This is a genomic window from Micromonospora sp. NPDC000668, from assembly GCF_042897975.1.
Taxonomy (GTDB): domain Bacteria; phylum Actinomycetota; class Actinomycetes; order Mycobacteriales; family Micromonosporaceae; genus Micromonospora.
On sequence record NZ_JBIAYP010000002.1, the window covers coordinates 251,914 to 269,141 of the forward strand.

The following is a 17,228-nucleotide window of genomic DNA, read 5'->3' on the forward strand; positions in this document are numbered from 1 at the left end:
CGGAAGGCTAAGCCAAACCGGGTGGTCGCAACAGGGGTCGACCACCCGGTTCGGCGTGAATCATGCGCGGACTACCCGTTCCGGTGCTGCTGGTGCCCGTTGGGAGCGGGCGTGGATGAATCGTGCGCCGCGGTCTCGTCTGTCGGATCAGCGACTGCCGATTCGGCCCTGGTCGGGTCGGTCGGGTGCGCCTGCTGCGGGAACCGGTCGGGCAGCCGGCGCAGCCGGGCGTTCATGTTGCGGATCAGCAGGATGGTCGCGGTGGCCAGCAGCAGGATGAGGAAGAGGCCCATCGGCCCAGCCAGGCCACCCGTGCGGGTATCCCCGAAGTTGTTCTCCGCGAGCACCTCGGCAGCGGTCAGCATGGTGTTCCTCCGATGGGCGACTGGTTACCAGAGTAGCGCCGTACGGAATCAGCGCGCGTGCGCCGTCTCCCGCACGCCCGCGAAGAGATCGGACTCGGGCATCGGGCTGTCCACCACCGAACGGGCCAGCTCATAGTCCTCGGTCGGCCAGGCGCGCTGCTGGAGCTCCATCGGCACGTGGAACCAGAAACCGTCCGGGTCGACCTGGGTGGCGTGGGCGCGCAGCGCGTCGGCGCGGACCGGGAAGTAGTCGGCGCACTCCACCCGGGTGGTGATCCGGGGGCCCTTGTCCGGCCGCTCCTCCCAGCGCTTGAGCCAGTCCTCGTAGGGCGACTCCAGGCCGGCGGCGAGCATGCCCTCGTGCAGAGCCATGATCTTGGCCTTGGAGAAGCCGATGTCGTAGTAGAGCTTCAGCGGCTGCCACGGGGTGCCCAGCTCCGGGTAGCGCTCTGGGTCGCCGGCGGCCTCGAAGGCGGCCACGCTCACCTTGTGGCACATGATGTGGTCGGGGTGCGGGTAGCCGCCCTCTTCGTCGTACGTGGTCACCACGTGTGGACGGAACTCGCGCATCAGCCGCACCAGCGGGCCGGCGGCCACCTCGATGTCCTGGAGGGCGAAGCAGCCCTCCGGCAGCGGAGGCAGCGGGTCGCCCTCGGGCAGCCCGGAGTCGACGAAGCCGAGCCAGGCCTGCTCGACGCCGAGGATCGCCCGGGCGGCGTCCATCTCCGCGCGCCGGATGTCGGCGATGTTGGCCCACACGTCGGGTCGGTCGAGCTTGGGGTTCAGCACACTGCCGCGCTCCCCGCCGGTGCACGTCACGACCAGGACATCCGCCCCCTCTGCGACGTACTTCGCCGTGGTCGCTGCACCCTTGCTCGACTCGTCGTCCGGGTGCGCGTGCACGGCCATGAGACGCAGTTGCTCTGCCAACTTCGGCGCTCCTCGTCTGTGCCGGACGGTGGACCCGACCGGGCTCGACCGGCTGACCTGCCGGGGATCCTCCTCACCCCGTCGCCGGTCGGCACCGCGGTGGGCTCGACCTGCCATTCCTGCCGCTAAGCCGGGCTGGGAGGATGGACCCTGTCATTCTTGCTGATGCCGCCGACAACAACGCCAGGAGATACCCGCCGGTGACCGAGACGCACGCCACAATTCCGCCGGGCGCGCCCGTTTTTCCGGCCGGTCGCTACGGCCGCCGCCGGGCGCCCGGGGGCGGCCGCCCCCGCAAGCTGCTGGCCGCGCTGGCGCTGGTGGTGCTGCTGGCAGCGCTGACCTTGATCTCGGTCCGGCTCTACCAGCAGTACGGCGACCCGGAGTACGACGGCCAGGTGATCACCTACACCGACATCACGGACAACCAGGTGGTGGTCAACTTCCGGGTGACCGTGCCGCCGGGCGGATCAGCGGTCTGCGTGCTGCGGGCGCGGGACCTTGCCGGCGCGGAGGTGGCCCGCGAGGAGGTCACGGTGACCGCCGAGCCCGGCGACCGGCATGTCACCACCCAGCACCGCCTGGCGACCTCCGCAAAGCCGTTCATCGGCGAGGTGCTGCGCTGCCGGCCGCCGGCCTGACCTGCCAGAACACCGTCTCAGCAGGCCACCTGAGGGGTTCCGGTGGACGCCTACCAGCGGTGTTGGATACGGACACCAACGGTCATCGCCGACACGCTGTGTCGTACCGCACTGGTAACTTGGTAGTTCACCTGTCAGCCAGCCACGCACAACTGAGGAGACCGCCTGTGTCTACTGGCAACGAGGCGCCCGCCACCTGGCTGTCCCAGGACGCGCACGACCGCCTCCAGGCCGAGCTCGACGAGCACATCGCCAACCGCCCGGCGATCGCCGCGGAGATCAACGCCCGGCGCGAGGAGGGCGACCTGCGGGAGAACGGCGGCTACCACGCCGCTCGCGAGGAGCAGGGCAAGGCCGAGGGACGCATCCGCTACCTACAGGAGTTGCTGCGCACCGCCAAGGTCGGCGAGGCACCGACGACGGACGTGGTGTCGCCCGGCATGGTCGTGACGATCTACTTCGACGACGACACCGCGGACACCGAGACCTTCCTGCTCGGCTCCCGGGAGATCTCGTCCACGACCGAACTGACCGTCTACAGCCCCGAGTCGGCGCTCGGCAAGGCGATCCTGGGCGGTCGGCCCGGGCAGACATGCACCTACACGGCGCCGAGCGGCGCCGACATCAAGGTGACCGTGGTCAACTTCGAGCCGTTCTCCGGCTGACCGGCACACGACCCGCCGAGGCGTGGCACCCAGCGGTGTCACGCCTCGGCGGCGAAGACCACCTGGTAGCCGCTGGCCCGTAGCGCGCTGATCAGCGTGTCGGAGTGCTCCACCCCCCGGGTCTCCACCGACAGCGCCACCTCCACCTCGCCGAGGCTCAGGTGCGGGTTGGCCCGCTGGTGCTCCACGTCCACCACGTTGGCCCGGTGCTCGGCGATCTGGCTGAGCAGCGAGGCGAGCTGCCCGGGCCGGTCCGAGCAGCGCACCGTCACTCGCAGGTAGCGACCCGCGGCGGCCAGACCGTGCTCGATCACCCGCAGCAGGAGCAGCGGGTCGATGTTTCCGCCGGAGAGCACCGCGACCACCGGGGCCTCCACCTCCACCACACCAGCCAGCAGCGCGGCCACGCCGACCGCGCCGGCCGGCTCGACCACCAGCTTGCCCCGCTCCAACAGCATCAGCAGGGCGCGGGAGATGTCCTCCTCGGAGACCGTGACGATCTCGTCGACCAGCTTGCGGACGTGGTTGAAGGTGATCTCCCCGGGCCGGCCGACCGCGATGCCGTCCGCGATGGTGGAGAAGGCGGGCAGCCGGACCGGTTCCCCGGCCACCAGTGAGGGCGGGAAGGCCGCCGCGCCGGCCGCCTGCACACCGATGATGCGAACGTCCGGCCGCAACGCCTTGGCTGCCACCGCCATGCCCGAGATCAGACCACCGCCGCCCACCCCGGTGATGATGGTCCGCACGTCCGGGCACTGTTCGAGGATCTCCAGCGCCACGGTGCCCTGGCCGGCGATCACGTCCGCGTGGTCGAACGGGTGGATCAGCACCGCCCCGGTGCGCTCGGCGTACGTGTGTGCGGCGACCAGCGACTCGTCGACGGTGTTGCCGGCCAGCTCGACCTGCGCGCCGTACCCCTTGGTGGCGGCCACCTTCGGCAGCGGCGCGTTGATCGGCATGAAGACCGTGGCGTGCGTGCCAACCAGGCCGGCGGCCAGCGCCACGCCCTGCGCGTGGTTGCCCGCGCTCGCCGCCACCACGCCGCGCTCCCGCTCCGCCGCCGACAGCCGGGAAATCCGCACGTACGCGCCGCGCACCTTGTACGAGCCCGCCCGCTGCAGGTTCTCGCACTTCAGCCAGGTCGGCCCGCCGAGTGCCGCACTCAGCGGCCGGGAGGGCTCCAGCGGGGTGGTCCGGACAACGCCGGCGAGCAGTTCCCGCGCAGCCCGCACATCGTCGAGACCGACCAGTTCCGTCATGCCCCGATCGTGCCACCCGCGCCCGCCGCACCCTGCGGCGACACCGGGGTCGGCGGGAGCGCCGTCCCCGTGCACCGGGTTGATCCACTCGACATCCCCGATATCGAGGGATCAACCTCGCCCAGATAGCGCGATATCAGCGATCCGGAGTAGATCAATCCCGGGACTGCGCCTCCGGGCCCGACGGGGCCTCCATGCCCACCTGAGGGCTCACCGTGGTCGGCGTGAGTGCGGCCGGCACCGGCGCACCCGAACCGGCCGGTGGCTCCCCGCCCGGCGCAGAGGCCGACGGCATGGCGCCGCCAGCGGCATGCCCACCCGAGACCGACCCAGCCGGCCAACCCTGAGCAGCTGGCCACACCGGGGCAGTCGGCCAGACCGGAGCGGTCGGCCAGACCGGCAGCGCGCGGGCGATGCGGGCCTCCTGCTCGGTGGAGATCCGCTGGATCAGCACGATCAGCGCGACCGCGGCGATCACGCAGGCCACCCCGGGCACCGAGTACCGGAGCAGGGAGTCCCGGTAGTAGTCGATGTGCGCCTGGTAGCCGGCGTCGTTGAAGGGGGTCTCCGGCAGCTTGTCGTACGCCTGACTGTCGAGGCGGCTGACGACCCGCTCACCGATGCTGAACACCAGCCAGGCGGTCCACCACAGGAAAACCAGGGCCGGGGTGCGCCGCCGCCAGAGGCTGTCCCGAGCCACGTTGGCCACCACGCGGGCCGGCACCACGAAGCTCGCGAACGGCACCAGCCAGCCGGCGATCGCCCAGCCGGCCCCGAGCGTTGGCAGCGCGCCCGGGAACGCGTCGGTGTTCTTCCGCGCCCGCCAGGTCCAGATGATCACCAGTACGGCGGCGGCAAGGTACGCCACCGCCATGGGCAGCGCCGCCACCACGGTGACGATGAGCGCGCCGAGCAGCAGATCCGGGTCGCCGTCGGCCCGGGCCTGCCGGGCCATCGCCATCCCCAGCAGCGGGGAGAGCGCCACCGCCAGGAAGAGGACAGCGGTCGCACCGACCGCGATGGCGGCAGCCAGGCCGATCCCGCGTACCCGGTAGGTCGCTAACCCCGGAGTGACGGCGGGCTGGCCCGGCGGCGTGTGGCAACGCGGGCAGTCATTGTGCTCGGGGGACCTGGGGTCCCCGCAGGTCTGGCAGCGCATTGGTGTCCCCCGGTCCGCGCGACGATGCGCGCACACCGTAGACGATCATGCAGCGGCCGGCGACCCCGTTCCGACCTGGGGGTAGCCGGGGGCGTGCCTCGACCACGGGGCGGCCATCTCGAACTGGCCGGCCACGCCGAGCAGCAGCAGCTCCGAGCCGGGCGGACCGACCAGCTGCACGGCGACCGGCAGCCCGTCCGGGCGGCGGCCCACCGGCACCACGATGGCCGGCAGACCGGCGATGTTCCACGGAGCCGCGAACGGGGCGTACCGGATGTTGGCCGACATGTTCGCCCGCCAGGACCGGTCGGACCAGCGCGCGGCCTCCGGCGGCGCGCTGGCCAGCGCCGGGGTGAGCAGCAGGTCGACCGAGTGGTCGGTGAAGAAGTCGATCGACCGCTCCCGCCAGGCGGCCCGGTCGGCCTCCCGGACGTAGCCGCGGCGCTGGGCCCACTCGCCCAGCGCGACGTGCCGGCGGCTGCGCCGCTGCAGGTCGCGCCGGTTCAGCCCAGCGGCCCGGACGTCGGCTGCGGCGGCGGCGAACCAGGTGGCGATGCCCTGCAGGCCGAGCGCGGTGGGGTAGACCGGATCGGCCGGAACGGTGTCGTGCCCGGCGGCGGCGAGCAGTCGGCCGGCGGCGGCGACCGCGTCCCGGTTGGGCGCGTCCGGCGAGACACCGCGCACCGGGGAGCGCAGCGAGACGCCCACCCGGAGCCGCTGCGGCGGGACCAGCTTCTCCGGCCGCCGACCGGCGAGCACCGAGAAGCCGACGGCCGCGTCCGCGACCGTGCTGGTCAGCATGCCGTGCTCGGTCAGACCGAACCAGTCGTCCGCCCCGAGCTGGCAGGGGACCACGCCCCGGCCGGGCTTGAGCCCGACCAGGCCGCAGCAGGCCGCCGGGATCCGGATCGAGCCGAGGCCGTCGTTGCCGTGCGCGATCGGCACCAGCCCGGCGGCCACTGCGGCAGCCGCGCCGCCAGAGGAGCCGCCGGGGGTACGCGCGCTGTCCCACGGGTTGCGGGTCACCGCGCTGTCGTCGTCGGTGAGCGCCCACAGCCCCAGTTCGGGCATCCGGGTCACCCCGAGGATCACCGCGCCGGCGCCGCGGAGCCGTCGGACCACCTCGTGATCGGCCTCCGCGACGCTGGTGCGCACCGCTGCCGACCCGTTCCAGGTCGGCAGGCCGGCGACCGGAGTGTTCTCCTTGACCGCCACCGGCACCCCGGCCAGCGGCAGGTTGGCCAGGTCCTCCTGCTCGTCGACCTTCTCCGCCTCGGTGATCGCCTCGCCGCCGCGCACGGCGCGGAACGCGCCCAGCTCGCCGTCGGCCCGCGCGATGTATTCGAGGTGGTCGGCGACGACCTGAGTGGCCGAGACATCGCCTCGGCGTACGCCCCGGGCGATCTGCTTGGCGGTCGCCCCGACCCAGGTCGCCATGATGTCCTGCACGGCCATCCTCCCCAGCGGTCAGCCCAGTGCCTGCTCCAAATCGGCGAGCAGGTCGTCGACCGTCTCGATGCCGACAGACAGTCGCACGAGATCCCCGGGAACTTCAAGCGGCGAGCCGGCAGCACTTGCATGTGTCATCCGGCCGGGGTGCTCAATCAGGGATTCCACCCCGCCCAGCGACTCGGCGAGAACGAAGAGCTTGGCCCGGTTGCAGATCTCCACAGCGTGGTCCTCGCCGCCGGCCGCCCGGAAGGAGATCATGCCGCCGAACCGGCGCATCTGCTTGGCGGCCACCTCGTGGCCGGCGTGCGAGGGCAGCCCGGGGTAGATCACCTCGGCCACCTTGGCGTGCCCGTCCAGGTACGCGGCGAGCCGCTCGGCGTTGTCGCAGTGCCGGTCCATCCGTACCCCGAGGGTCTTGATGCCGCGCAGGGTGAGCCAGGCGTCGAACGGGCCGTTGATCGCGCCCATCGCGTTCTGGTGGTAACGCAGCTCCTCGCCGAGCGCGGCGTCGGCGACGACGAGTGCGCCACCCACCACGTCGGAGTGCCCACCGATGTACTTCGTGGTGGAGTGCACCACCACGTCGGCGCCGTGCGCGATCGGCTGCTGCAGGTACGGCGAGGCGAAGGTGTTGTCGACCACCAGCAGCGCGCCCGCGTCGTGCGCGACGCCGGCCAGGGCGGCGATGTCGGCGATGCCGAGCAGCGGGTTGGTCGGCGTCTCCACCCAGACGATCTTCGTCCGGCCGGGCTGTACGGCGGCCCGGATCGCGGCCGGGTCGGAGACCTTGGCCGGGGTGAACTCCAGGCCCCAACGCTGGGCGACCCGGGCGAAGAGCCGGTAGGTGCCGCCGTACGCGTCGTCCGGGATGACCACGTGGTCGCCCGGCTGGCAGACGGCCCGCAGCAGGGTGTCCTCGGCTGCCAGGCCGCTGGCGAAGGCGAGCCCGACGGGCCCGCCCTCCAGCGCGGCCAGGCATTCCTGGAGCGCGTCGCGGGTCGGGTTGCCGGAACGGCTGTACTCGTATCCGAGCCGGGGCGCGCCGACGGCGTCCTGGGCGTAGGTGCTGGTCTGGTAGATCGGTGGGATCACCGCGCCGGTGCGGGCCTCAGGGTCCTGACCGGCGTGGATGGCGAGCGTCTCGAAGCCGTGGTTCATTCTGGTGAGGCTAGTGCCCCGCCCCGCGGGCCGTGGCGGAGCCGGGCAGTCGGCATAGCCTGGGCCGATGAACGGGTGCGTGTTCTGCGGGATCGTGGCCGGCGAGGTGCCCGCGTTCCGGGTGGCCGACGAGCCGGACGGGGTGGCTTTCCTGGACACCCGCCCGGTCTTCGCGGGGCACGTGCTGGTGGTGCCCCGGGTCCATCTGGTGACCCTGGCCCAACTGCCGGCCGATCTGCTGCCGGGCTACTTCGCGCTCGTTCAGCGGCTGGCGGTGGCGGTGGAGACCGGTCTGGGAGCCGGTGGGACGTTCGTGGCGATGAACAACAAGGTGTCCCAATCCGTGCCGCACCTGCACACCCACGTGGTGCCCCGGACCAAGGGGGACGGGCTGCGCGGGTTCTTCTGGCCGCGTACCCGCTACCCGAGTGACCAGGACGCCCGGGACATCGCGGTACGGGTGGCCGACGCGCTGCCGCCCCCGCCTCGACCGGCGGCCTGACTGCCGGCCAGGCGGGTAAGAAACAAGGGCCCGCCGGCGTTGCATGCGGCAGAGGTACGAGAGGAGTTCCACCGTGTTCCTTCGCCAGTCCAAGGCTGAGCTGCCCACTCCCGACCAGGCCCTGCCGGGCCGCCCGATCGCGATGCCGGTCGCCGACCGACACGAGGTGCTGGGCACCCCGTTGAAGGGCCCGTTCCCGGAGGGCCTCCAGGTCGCCGTCTTCGGTATGGGCTGTTTCTGGGGCGCCGAGCGGCTGTTCTGGACCCTGCCCGGGGTCTTCACCACCTCCGCCGGCTACGCGGGTGGCAGCACCCGGAACCCGACGTACGAGGAGACGTGCTCCGGCCGGACCGGGCACGCCGAGGTCGTCCAGGTGGTCTACGACCCGAGCAAGATCACTTATGAGGACCTGCTGAAGGTGTTCTGGGAGAACCACGACCCGACCCAGGGCATGCGCCAGGGCAACGACGTGGGCACCCAGTACCGGTCGGCCATCTACACCACCACCGACGAGCAGCGGGCCATCGCTGAGTCGTCCCGGGACGCGTTCCAGCCGATCGTGAAGCGGGCCGGCAAGGGTGAGATCACCACCGAGATCGCCCCGCTCGGCAGCTACTACTTCGCCGAGGACTATCACCAGCAGTACCTGGCCCCGACGAAGAACCCGAACGGGTACTGCAACCACGGCCCGAACGGGCTGAGCTGCCCGGTCGGCGTGGCCCGTACCGCGGGCTGACCACCGCCCACCCTGCAAGACCTCGATGCCCGGCCGCCGAAAAAGGCGGCCGGGCATTCCCGTCTGACCGTGTGATCGAAATCCGTTGCCGAGCCCAGCGGGGACTCGATAGCGTGGCGGTACACGTGAAGGGAGGTGGTCCAGACTTGTATAGCAATCGGACTCGTGAGGTGGCTGTCCGCTAGCCGCTGTCCTCGACAGTGATCGGTCCGCCGCGAGGCGGGCACAAGCAACAACGTCGAGACCGTGTGGCAGCGGTGCGGCGAATCCACGACAGCCACCCGACCCCCGGGGCGCCGGCCCAGTCCAGCCGGCCCGCGCACGAGCGCGGAAAACCCCGGGGGTCGCTCCATCTGCCGGCGAGGCCGGGCCGGTCAGCTCAGCCGGAGGAGATCACCGTGTCGATGCGCGAGCTGGTGGTGCTCGGGACGGCCAGCCAGGCCCCGACACGGCGGCGCAACCACAACGGGTACGTGCTGCGCTGGGACGACGAGGTGATCCTCTTCGACCCGGGCGAGGGCAGCCAGCGGCAACTCCTGCACACCACGGTCACCGCCACCGACCTGACCCGGATCTGCGTCACCCATTTCCACGGCGACCACTGCCTCGGCCTGCCCGGCACCATCCAGCGGCTCTCCCTGGACCGGGTGGCGCACCCGGTCGCCGTGCACTTTCCGGCCGGCGGCGCCGAATACTTCGCCCGGCTGCGGCACGCCACCTCCTTCTACGAGACCGCCGAGCTGCGGGTCGAGCCCATCGAGGCCGACGGGCAGCGGATCACCCTGCGCTGCGGCACGCTGGAGGCCCGCCGGCTGCAGCACCCCATCGAGACGTACGGCTACCGGCTGATCGAGCCGGACGGCTGCCGGATGCTGCCGGAGAAGCTGGCCGCGTACGGCATCACCGGGCCGGCCGTCGGCGAGCTGATCCGGGTCGGGCACCTGGACCTCGACGGTCGCCGCATCACCCGGGACGAGGTGAGCGTGCCCCGGCCGGGGCAGCGATTCGCCTTCGTGATGGACACCGGCCTCTGCGACGGGGTGTACGCCCTCGCCGAGCACGCCGACCTGCTGGTCATCGAGTCGACCTTCCTGGAGTCGGAGGCCGCGCTCGCCGCCGAGGTCGGTCACCTGACCGCGGCACAGGCCGCCCGGGTGGCGAGCGAGTCCGGGGTACGCCGGCTGGTGCTCACCCACTTTTCCCAGCGGTACGGCGACCCGCGCCGGTTCCACGACGAGGCCCGCGCACACTTCGACGGTGAGCTGATCATCGCCGAGGACCTGACCACGGTGCAGCTCCCACCGCGCCGGGTAGCCTCGGCCGGATGACCGTCACGCTCCGCCCCGCCACCGGTGACGACCTGATGGGGGTGGGTGCCCTGCACCAGCGTTCCCGGGTCGCCGCGTACTCCTCGTTCCTTCCGGCCGAGGCACTGGCCGACCCGACGCAGGAGGCGATGGGCCGCTACTGGACCGAGCGGTGGAGTTGGGAACGGGACACCCACCGGCTGACCGTGGCGGAAAGCGCGGGGAGGCTGGTCGGGTTCAGCTACCTGGGCCCGGACGACGAGGACGACCCGGCGACCGGGCTGCTGAACGCCATCCACCTGGACCCGGCCGAGCAGGGCCGGGGGTTCGGCCGCGCACTGATGGTGGACGCGCTGGACGCCATGCGGGCCCGGGGCTGGCGGCGAGCGGTGCTCTGGGTGCTCCGGGACAACGCCCACGCCCGCGCCTTCTACCAGCGCGGCGGTTGGACCCCCACAGGCACGGAACGCGACGAGTACATAGGCGCCGCCCCCACCCCCCAACTCCGCTACAGCCGCCCCCTCTAATCCCCCCACCCCCACCCTCACCCCCTCATTCCGTCGATCATGGATTCGTGGTGGGCGACTTAGCCACTTATGCCGGCTCTGCGCGGCACCACAACTCCATGATCGACGGGGTGGGGGTGGGGGTGGGGCGTCGACAAGACGCCCTCAGGGTTAGTGGGCGCCGAGGTGGGCTAGGAGGTCCTGGCGGGTTAGGACGCCCTTGGGCTTGCCGTCGACGAGGACCAGCGCGGCGTCGGACTTCTCCAGCAGGCCGACGGCCTCGCTGACCGGCTGACCGCCACCGATCATCGGCAGCGGGTCGCCCATGTGCCGCTCGATGGTGTCGTGCAGGTGGGCCTGACCGGTGAACAGCGCGTCGAGCAGGTCCCGCTCGGCGATGGAGCCGGCCACCTCGCCGGTCACCACCGGCGGCTCGGCCTTGAGCACCGGCAACTGCGAGACGCCGTACTCACGCATGTAGTCGATCGCGTCCCGGACCGTCTCGGTCGGGTGCACGTGCACCAGCTCGGGCAGCCCGCCCGGCTTGCCGGACAGCGCGTCGGCCACCGTCGGCTCGGTGCCGGAGTTGTCGAGGAACCCGTACCGGGCCATCCACGAGTCGTTGAAGATCTTCGAGAGGTAGCCCCGACCGCCGTCCGGCAGCAGCACGACCACCACGTCGTCCGGGCCGGCCCTGCGCGCCACCTCCAGCGCGGCGACCACCGCCATCCCGCAGGAGCCGCCGACCAGCAGCCCTTCCTCGCGGGCCAACCGCCGGGTCATCTCGAAGGACGCCTTGTCGGAGACCTCGACGATCTCGTCGGCGACGCCCCTGTCGTAGGTCTCCGGCCAGAAGTCCTCGCCGACGCCCTCCACCAGGTACGGCCGGCCGGTGCCGCCGGAGTAGACCGAGCCCTCCGGGTCGGCCCCGACGACCCGCACCCGCCCCTCGGAGGCCTCCTTGAGGTACCGGCCGATGCCGGAGATGGTGCCGCCGGTGCCGACGCCCGCCACGAAGTGGGTGAGCCCACCTTCGGTCTGCTTCCACAGCTCCGGGCCGGTCGTCTCGTAGTGCGAGCGCGGGTTGGCCGGGTTGCTGTACTGGTTGGGCTTCCAGGCGCCGGGGATCTCCCGGGTCAGCCGGTCGGAGACGTTGTAGTACGAGCGCGGGTCCTCCGGGGCCACCGCGGTCGGGCAGACCACCACCTCGGCGCCGTACGCCCGGAGCACGTCCTGCTTGTCCTGGCTGACCTTGTCGGGGCAGACGAAGACGCAGTGGTAGCCCTTGAGCTGGGCCACCAGGGCCAGCCCGACGCCGGTGTTACCGCTGGTCGGCTCGACGATGGTGCCGCCGGGCTTGAGCAGGCCGGCGGCCTCGGCGTCCTCCACCATCCGCAGCGCGATCCGGTCCTTCACCGAGCCGCCCGGGTTGACGTACTCGACCTTGGCGAGCACGGTGGCCTGGATGCCCTCGGTGACGTTACGCAGACGTACCAGCGGGGTGTTGCCGATCATGTCGACGACGTTGTCGTAGTACTGCACGGTGTGCCCTTCGTTGCGGCGCCGGCAACGGCGGCCGGGCAGACGTTTCCTCGCCGCCCAGGGTACGTGGCGTCAGGGCACCACCCCTCCGGGGATGACCGAGTCGCGACGCGCCTCCCACTCCAGGAAGCGGTCGGTCTCGGCGAGCACGCTGCCGGCCAACCAGGTGATCATGACCGCGTCGTCGGCCAGCCCGAAGATCGCCAGTGGGATTTCCGGGAGCAGATCGATCGGCGAGACGATGTACGCCGTCGCCGCGGTCATCAGGGCCAGCCGGAGGCCTCCGTCGTACTGCCCCCGGGTGGTGGCCCTGATCATCCGGGGCAGCGCCGCCAACCGGGCGCCCAGCGAGGGCCCACCCCGTGCCCCGGACGCCAGTGCTCGGGCCAGGGCCGTGAATGCCGCGCTGCGCTTCAGTGTCTTCCCCATCGTCGCGCTCCTCTCCGCCGGATCAGCGTGGCGGGTCGCCGCAAGTCGGCCGGCCTCCCCCGGTCAGGTACCCCGTCGCGTCGATTTCCAGGCACCCGCGAGCCGTCACGACGACAGCGCCGTGTCGGACCGGCGCGATAATCTCGCGGTATGGGGGTGGCTGGTTCCGTCGTACCCGTTGGTCCGCGCTGGCGGCAGGCCCGGCGGGTCGCCCGCCTGGCTGCCATTGGCACGGGCGCCACTGCGGCGGCCGTGGTCGCGACCGGCGGGGTGCTGCTCGGGCAGGCCCGCCAGGCGCGGCGCACCATCCCGATGGCCGAGGCGCCGCCGCCGCGCTGCGACGGGGTGTACGGCGCCAAGTTCCCCGGCCCCGCGCTCACCATGGTCGTGCTCGGCGATTCGTCGGCCGCCGGCTACGGGGTGCACCGCCGCCGGGAGACGCCCGGCGCCCTGCTCGCCACCGGCCTGTGCCGCCGGCTGCAACGGCCGGTGCGGCTGCACCGTTACGCGGTGGTCGGAGCCATCTCGTCGGCGCTCCGGCACCAGGTGGAGGCCGCGCTGGAGTGCCAGCCCGACATCGCGGTGATCCTCATCGGCGGCAACGACATCACCAACCGCACCCCGCGCGGGCTGGCCGTGCGCTACCTGGTCGAAGCGGTCCACACGCTGCGCGACGCCGGCTGCGAGGTGGTCGTCGGCACCTGCCCCGACCTGGGCGCGATCCGCCCGATCCAGCCCCCGCTGCGGTGGCTGGCGCACCGGTGGAGCCGGCAGCTCGCCGCCGCCCAGACGGTGGCCGTCGTCGAGGCCGGCGGCTGGACGGTCTCCCTTGGTGACCTGCTCGGCCCCCGCTTCGCCGCCGAACCGACGCGGATGTTCGCCTGGGACCGGTTCCATCCCTCCGCCGAGGGGTACGCGGTGGCCGCCGCCGCGCTGCTGCCGACGATGATCTCCGCGCTCGGCGCGGGGCAGGAACGACGGGTCACACCGGTGCCGGGCGAGGGCGTACGGTCGCTGCCGGAGGCCGCGCAGGAGGCGGCCCGGCACGCCGGCACGGAGGTCAGCGGCACGCAGGTCCGGGGCCACGACCGAGGGCCGGCCGGTCGGTGGGCGCAACTGCGCCGCCGGGCGTTCTTCGGTGTCGGTGCGGTGCCGCAGCGCGGGTCCGCCACGGACACTTCGACAGTGGAGGGACTGGCATGAACGAGCGCAGCGAGCGGGGCGTGACCGCCGGTTTCCCGGGCCGACTGGGTCGGGCGGCGGTGCTCTCGCTGCTCGCCGGCACCGTGGGCGGCGCCGCCGTCCTGGCCGGCGAGGCGTTCGTCGCCCGGCACCGGCGCTACGCCCAGCCGGAGCTGGGGCTGGCCCTACGGGCCACGATCGGCCGGGCCGGCGCACCGCCTCTTCGGCTGGTGCTGCTCGGTGACTCGTCGGCGTTGGGCGTGGGCGTCGACCGGCTCGACGACACCATCGGCGGGCAGATGGCCAACCTGCTGGCCGAGGGTCCGGCCGGCCGGCGGGTGCACCTGTCCAGCGTCGGTGTCTCCGGGTCCCGCTCGACGGACCTGTCCACCCAGGTGGCGCGAGCCCTGCTCGGCGAGCGGCCCGACGTGGCGCTGATCCTGATCGGCACGAACGACGCCACCGGGCTGCGCCGGCCCGCCGACGCGGCGGCGTATCTCGGCGCGGCCGTGCACCGGTTGCGCGAGGCGCGGGTCGAGGTGGTGGTGGGCACCTGCCCCGACCTCGGCGCTGTGCGGGCCATCGCACCTCCGCTGCGCCAACTGGTCGGCTGGTCCGGGCGGCGGGTGGCCCACGCCCAGACCACGGCCGTGCTGGACGCCGGCGGCACGGTGGTCGACCTGGCCACCGAGACCGGGCCGGTGTTCCGGGCCGACGCGGGGACGCTCTGTCACGACGGCTTCCACCCCTCCGCCGACGGCTACCGGGTGTGGGCGCACGCCCTGCTGCCCGCCGTCGCGGCAGCGGCGGCGGTCGCCTCCCGGCGCTAGACCGGCCCGGTCCGGGGTGACATTTCCCGCCGGGCGGGCTTCTTCCGTGCCAAGTTACCGGCGGGTTAACGTGGTTCCATGCCGATTGAGTCGTCCCGCGACGCCGTCATCGTCGCCACCGCCCGCTCCCCCATCGGCCGGGCGCACAAGGGGTCCCTGCGCGACGTCCGCTCCGACGACCTCGCCGCGACCATCGTCCAGGCCGCCCTGGACAAGATCCCCCAGCTCGACCCGACCACGATCGACGACCTCTACCTCGGGTGCGGCCTGCCCGGCGGCGAGCAGGGCTTCAACATGGGACGGGTGGTGGCCACCCTGCTCGGGCTGGACACCGTGCCCGGCGCCACGCTGACCCGCTACTGCGCCTCCTCGTTGCAGACCACCCGGATGGCCATGCACGCGATCCGCGCCGGCGAGGGCGACGTGTTCATCTCCGCCGGCGTGGAGATGGTCTCCCGCTACGCCCGGGGCAGCTCCGACGGGCTTCCCCCCGAGGCGCAGGCGCTGGTCGGCGGCGGCTGGGAGAACCCGCGCTTCGCGGCCGCCGGTGAGCGCTCGAAGAGCCGCGCCCAGGGCGGCGCCGAGGTGTGGACCGACCCCCGCGAGTCCGGAGAGCTGCCGGACATCTACCTGACCATGGGGCAGACCGCGGAGAACCTGGCCCAGGTGTACGACGTCACCCGCGCCGACATGGACGAGTTCGGCGTCCGCAGCCAGAACCTGGCCGAGAAGGCCATCGCCGACGGCTTCTGGGCCCGGGAGATCACCCCGGTCACCACGCCGGACGGCACCGTGGTGAGCACCGACGACGGCCCGCGTGCCGGCGTGACCCTCGATGCCGTCGCCGGCCTGAAGCCGGTGTTCCGCCCGGACGGCCGGATCACCGCCGGCAACTGCTGCCCGCTCAACGACGGCGCCGCCGCCGTCGTGGTGATGAGCGCCCAGCGGGCCGAGGAGCTCGGGCTGACCCCGCTGGCCCGGATCGTCTCCACCGGCGTGACCGCACTCTCGCCGGAGATCATGGGTCTCGGGCCGGTCGAGGCGTCCCGGCAGGCGCTGCGGCGGGCCGGCATGACCATCGACGACGTCGACCTGGTCGAGATCAACGAGGCGTTCGCCGCGCAGGTCATCCCCTCCTACCGGCAGCTGGGCATCCCGGAGGAGAAGCTGAACGTGATGGGCGGCGCCATCGCGGTCGGCCACCCGTTCGGCATGACCGGCGCCCGGATCACCGGCACCCTGCTCAACGCGCTGGAGTGGCACGACAAGACCATCGGTCTGGAGACCATGTGCGTCGGTGGCGGCCAGGGCATGGCCATGGTGCTGGAGCGGCTCAACTGAGCCGACGTCAGAGCGCGCTGCGGGTCGCCGTCACCTCGGCGGCGGCCCGGGCCAGCGCCTCGGCACCCGGCCCGGCGGCGATCAGATCCGCCGCCACCACCCGCAACTGATCCGGCAGGGCCAGGTCGTTGTCCAGCCGAGGCACCACCCGGCGGGGCTCACCCTCGGCGTCGGCGGTCAGGTTGGCGATCTCCTGCACGAGTCGGTGCACCAGGTCGGCGCGGGGCACGTTGCCGGTGGTCGCGACCGCCGCCCAACGAGGCTGCTGCCAGTGCCCGATCTGACGGACCAGCGACTGCACGGCCTGGTCCAACTCCGCTGCGCTCATCGCCACCGAGTCTACGGCCGCCACCGGCCGCGTCTCGCCGGGCCGGTCAGCGACGCAGATAGCTGAGCAGCCGCAGCAACTGCCAGTAGAGAAAGACCAACCCGGTGATCAGGCCGAACGCGCTCAACCACGCGTACCGGCGGGGTCGACCGTCGCGCACCGAGCGCTCGACGAGGTCGAAGTCGAGGATGAAGCTGAACGCGCCGGCGATGATGGCCACCACCGAGAAGGCGTACGCCAGCCAGCCGACCTCCCCGCTGGCGCTGTAGGTCGCCAACCCCGGGCGCCCGGAGATCAGGTACGACACCAGGTTGACCACGCTGAGCACGGCGATGCCGAGCAGTGTGCCGATCACCAGGCGGGCCAGCCGGGGCGTCGCCCGGATCACCCGGGCCCGGTAGAGCGCCGCCATGCCGAGGAAGACGCCGAAGGTGCCGGCCACCGCCTGCACCACAATGCCCGGATAGATCAGCTCGAAGGCGCGGCTGGCCACCCCCAGCAGCAGCCCCTGGAGCACGGCGTAGGCGACGATCGGTACCGGGTTGGTGATCCCGCGCAGCGAGATGACCAGGACCAGCACGATCGAGGCGAGAGCGCTGCCGGCCAGCGCGGCGGGCAGCCAGGCCGCCTCCGGCACCACCGCCCAGGACACCGCCGCAGCCACGACGGTGACGAGCAGCAACCCGACCGTGCGGACCACCACGTCGTCGACGGTCATCGCCTCGACGTCGCGGGTGCCGAGCACCCGGGCCTCCACCCGGCCGGTCTCGTCCAGCCGGTTGAGCACCGGGTTGTTGCTGCGCACCGCCGCCTCCTCTGCCCGCGTACCCCCTCGCAGTCACTCTGCCCCGGGCCGGCCGGCGACGGCGGCCAAACAGCGCGCCCGGTACAGACGA

Annotated in this window: 18 protein-coding genes and 1 pseudogene; 9 read left to right on the forward strand and 10 right to left on the reverse strand. The window is 72.4% G+C overall.

Features of this window, described 5'->3' with window-relative positions; translation table 11 throughout:
* Window positions 1–71 precede the first annotated feature (71 nt).
* Entirely contained in the window at window positions 72–365 is a 294-nt protein-coding gene (locus ACFY29_RS10550; RefSeq protein WP_328423647.1) for a hypothetical protein, read from the reverse strand.
* A gap of 48 nt (window positions 366–413) precedes the next feature.
* A complete protein-coding gene (gene mca, locus ACFY29_RS10555; protein WP_386985059.1) occupies window positions 414–1,295 on the reverse strand; it encodes a mycothiol conjugate amidase Mca in 882 nt (293 codons plus the stop codon).
* Window positions 1,296–1,495: 200 nt separating this feature from the next.
* On the opposite strand from mca, the gene ACFY29_RS10560 reads away from it, so the two are divergent.
* Together ACFY29_RS10560 and greA are read left to right on the forward strand one after the other, a co-directional pair.
* Window positions 1,496–1,936, forward strand: coding sequence for a DUF4307 domain-containing protein (locus tag ACFY29_RS10560; protein WP_355606436.1), 441 nt, complete (start codon window positions 1,496–1,498; stop codon window positions 1,934–1,936).
* A 167-nt stretch (window positions 1,937–2,103) separates the two neighbouring features.
* Window positions 2,104–2,601 (forward strand): transcription elongation factor GreA, encoded by a 498-nt coding sequence (gene greA, locus ACFY29_RS10565; RefSeq protein WP_355606433.1) that lies wholly within the window; start codon window positions 2,104–2,106, stop codon window positions 2,599–2,601.
* A gap of 38 nt (window positions 2,602–2,639) precedes the next feature.
* Here the strand turns inward: greA and ilvA are convergent, their stop codons facing one another.
* The 4 genes from ilvA to ACFY29_RS10585 form a co-directional block, all read right to left on the reverse strand.
* Complete coding sequence (gene ilvA / locus ACFY29_RS10570) at window positions 2,640–3,860, reverse strand: threonine ammonia-lyase (RefSeq protein WP_386985061.1); 1,221 nt, start codon at window positions 3,858–3,860, stop codon at window positions 2,640–2,642.
* Window positions 3,861–4,014: 154 nt separating this feature from the next.
* Window positions 4,015–5,019 (reverse strand): DUF4328 domain-containing protein, encoded by a 1,005-nt coding sequence (locus ACFY29_RS10575; protein WP_386985063.1) that lies wholly within the window; start codon window positions 5,017–5,019, stop codon window positions 4,015–4,017.
* A 45-nt stretch (window positions 5,020–5,064) separates the two neighbouring features.
* Window positions 5,065–6,474 (reverse strand): amidase, encoded by a 1,410-nt coding sequence (locus tag ACFY29_RS10580; RefSeq protein WP_328423635.1) that lies wholly within the window; start codon window positions 6,472–6,474, stop codon window positions 5,065–5,067.
* 12 nt (window positions 6,475–6,486) lie between these two features.
* Entirely contained in the window at window positions 6,487–7,629 is a 1,143-nt protein-coding gene (locus ACFY29_RS10585; RefSeq protein ID WP_386985065.1) for a cystathionine gamma-synthase, read from the reverse strand.
* A gap of 67 nt (window positions 7,630–7,696) precedes the next feature.
* Here ACFY29_RS10585 and ACFY29_RS10590 point away from each other — a divergent pair, with 67 nt between their 5' ends.
* The 4 genes from ACFY29_RS10590 (at window position 7,697) to ACFY29_RS10605 (ending at window position 10,701) form a co-directional block, all read left to right on the forward strand.
* Window positions 7,697–8,131, forward strand: coding sequence for an HIT family protein (locus ACFY29_RS10590; protein WP_386985067.1), 435 nt, complete (start codon window positions 7,697–7,699; stop codon window positions 8,129–8,131).
* Between the two features lie 73 nt (window positions 8,132–8,204).
* Window positions 8,205–8,867, forward strand: coding sequence for a peptide-methionine (S)-S-oxide reductase MsrA (msrA, locus tag ACFY29_RS10595; RefSeq protein WP_386985069.1), 663 nt, complete (start codon window positions 8,205–8,207; stop codon window positions 8,865–8,867).
* Between the two features lie 398 nt (window positions 8,868–9,265).
* Window positions 9,266–10,195 (forward strand): ribonuclease Z, encoded by a 930-nt coding sequence (locus ACFY29_RS10600; protein ID WP_386985071.1) that lies wholly within the window; start codon window positions 9,266–9,268, stop codon window positions 10,193–10,195.
* A complete protein-coding gene (locus ACFY29_RS10605; RefSeq protein WP_386985073.1) occupies window positions 10,192–10,701 on the forward strand; it encodes a GNAT family N-acetyltransferase in 510 nt (169 codons plus the stop codon). The genes ACFY29_RS10600 and ACFY29_RS10605 overlap by 4 nt, the downstream gene beginning before the upstream one ends.
* A 150-nt stretch (window positions 10,702–10,851) precedes the next feature.
* On the opposite strand, the gene ACFY29_RS10610 is transcribed toward ACFY29_RS10605, so the two are convergent.
* Window positions 10,852–12,222: a cystathionine beta-synthase gene (locus ACFY29_RS10610; protein WP_328423621.1), complete on the reverse strand. Its 1,371-nt coding sequence runs from the start codon at window positions 12,220–12,222 to the stop codon at window positions 10,852–10,854.
* Window positions 12,223–12,294: 72 nt separating this feature from the next.
* Window positions 12,295–12,651 (reverse strand): YkvA family protein, encoded by a 357-nt coding sequence (locus ACFY29_RS10615; protein ID WP_386985076.1) that lies wholly within the window; start codon window positions 12,649–12,651, stop codon window positions 12,295–12,297.
* 150 nt (window positions 12,652–12,801) lie between these two features.
* Here ACFY29_RS10615 and ACFY29_RS10620 point away from each other — a divergent pair.
* The 3 genes and pseudogenes from ACFY29_RS10620 to ACFY29_RS10630 all read left to right on the forward strand — a co-directional run.
* Window positions 12,802–13,883, forward strand: a pseudogene (locus ACFY29_RS10620) (SGNH/GDSL hydrolase family protein); the annotation flags it as partial.
* Window positions 13,875–14,663, forward strand: coding sequence for an SGNH/GDSL hydrolase family protein (locus tag ACFY29_RS10625; protein ID WP_386986629.1), 789 nt, complete (start codon window positions 13,875–13,877; stop codon window positions 14,661–14,663). The pseudogene ACFY29_RS10620 and the gene ACFY29_RS10625, both read left to right, overlap by 9 nt.
* A 78-nt stretch (window positions 14,664–14,741) precedes the next feature.
* Window positions 14,742–16,004 carry an acetyl-CoA C-acetyltransferase gene (locus tag ACFY29_RS10630; protein ID WP_386985078.1) on the forward strand — a complete coding sequence of 421 codons (1,263 nt, stop codon included), beginning with the start codon at window positions 14,742–14,744 and terminating at the stop codon, window positions 16,002–16,004.
* Between the two features lie 7 nt (window positions 16,005–16,011).
* Here ACFY29_RS10630 and ACFY29_RS10635 read toward each other — a convergent pair whose 3' ends face one another.
* Window positions 16,012–16,332 (reverse strand): hypothetical protein, encoded by a 321-nt coding sequence (locus ACFY29_RS10635; RefSeq protein ID WP_386985080.1) that lies wholly within the window; start codon window positions 16,330–16,332, stop codon window positions 16,012–16,014.
* Between the two features lie 46 nt (window positions 16,333–16,378).
* Window positions 16,379–17,137, reverse strand: a complete 759-nt coding sequence (locus ACFY29_RS10640; RefSeq protein WP_386985082.1) for a Bax inhibitor-1/YccA family protein — start codon at window positions 17,135–17,137, stop codon at window positions 16,379–16,381.
* Window positions 17,138–17,228: the final 91 nt, after the last annotated feature.

Excerpts from the sequence above, each read along its gene's own strand:
- ACFY29_RS10550 (WP_328423647.1), bottom strand. The coding sequence starts at position 365 with ATGCTGACCGCTGCCGAGGTGCTCGCGGAGAACAACTTCGGGGATACC.
- ilvA (WP_386985061.1), bottom strand. The coding sequence starts at position 3,860 with ATGACGGAACTGGTCGGTCTCGACGATGTGCGGGCTGCGCGGGAACTG.
- ACFY29_RS10575 (WP_386985063.1), bottom strand. The coding sequence starts at position 5,019 with ATGCGCTGCCAGACCTGCGGGGACCCCAGGTCCCCCGAGCACAATGAC.
- ACFY29_RS10580 (WP_328423635.1), bottom strand. The coding sequence starts at position 6,474 with ATGGCCGTGCAGGACATCATGGCGACCTGGGTCGGGGCGACCGCCAAG.
- ACFY29_RS10585 (WP_386985065.1), bottom strand. The coding sequence starts at position 7,629 with ATGAACCACGGCTTCGAGACGCTCGCCATCCACGCCGGTCAGGACCCT.
- ACFY29_RS10590 (WP_386985067.1), top strand. The coding sequence starts at position 7,697 with ATGAACGGGTGCGTGTTCTGCGGGATCGTGGCCGGCGAGGTGCCCGCG.
- ACFY29_RS10605 (WP_386985073.1), top strand. The coding sequence starts at position 10,192 with ATGACCGTCACGCTCCGCCCCGCCACCGGTGACGACCTGATGGGGGTG.
- ACFY29_RS10615 (WP_386985076.1), bottom strand. The coding sequence starts at position 12,651 with ATGGGGAAGACACTGAAGCGCAGCGCGGCATTCACGGCCCTGGCCCGA.
- ACFY29_RS10630 (WP_386985078.1), top strand. The coding sequence starts at position 14,742 with ATGCCGATTGAGTCGTCCCGCGACGCCGTCATCGTCGCCACCGCCCGC.
- ACFY29_RS10635 (WP_386985080.1), bottom strand. The coding sequence starts at position 16,332 with ATGAGCGCAGCGGAGTTGGACCAGGCCGTGCAGTCGCTGGTCCGTCAG.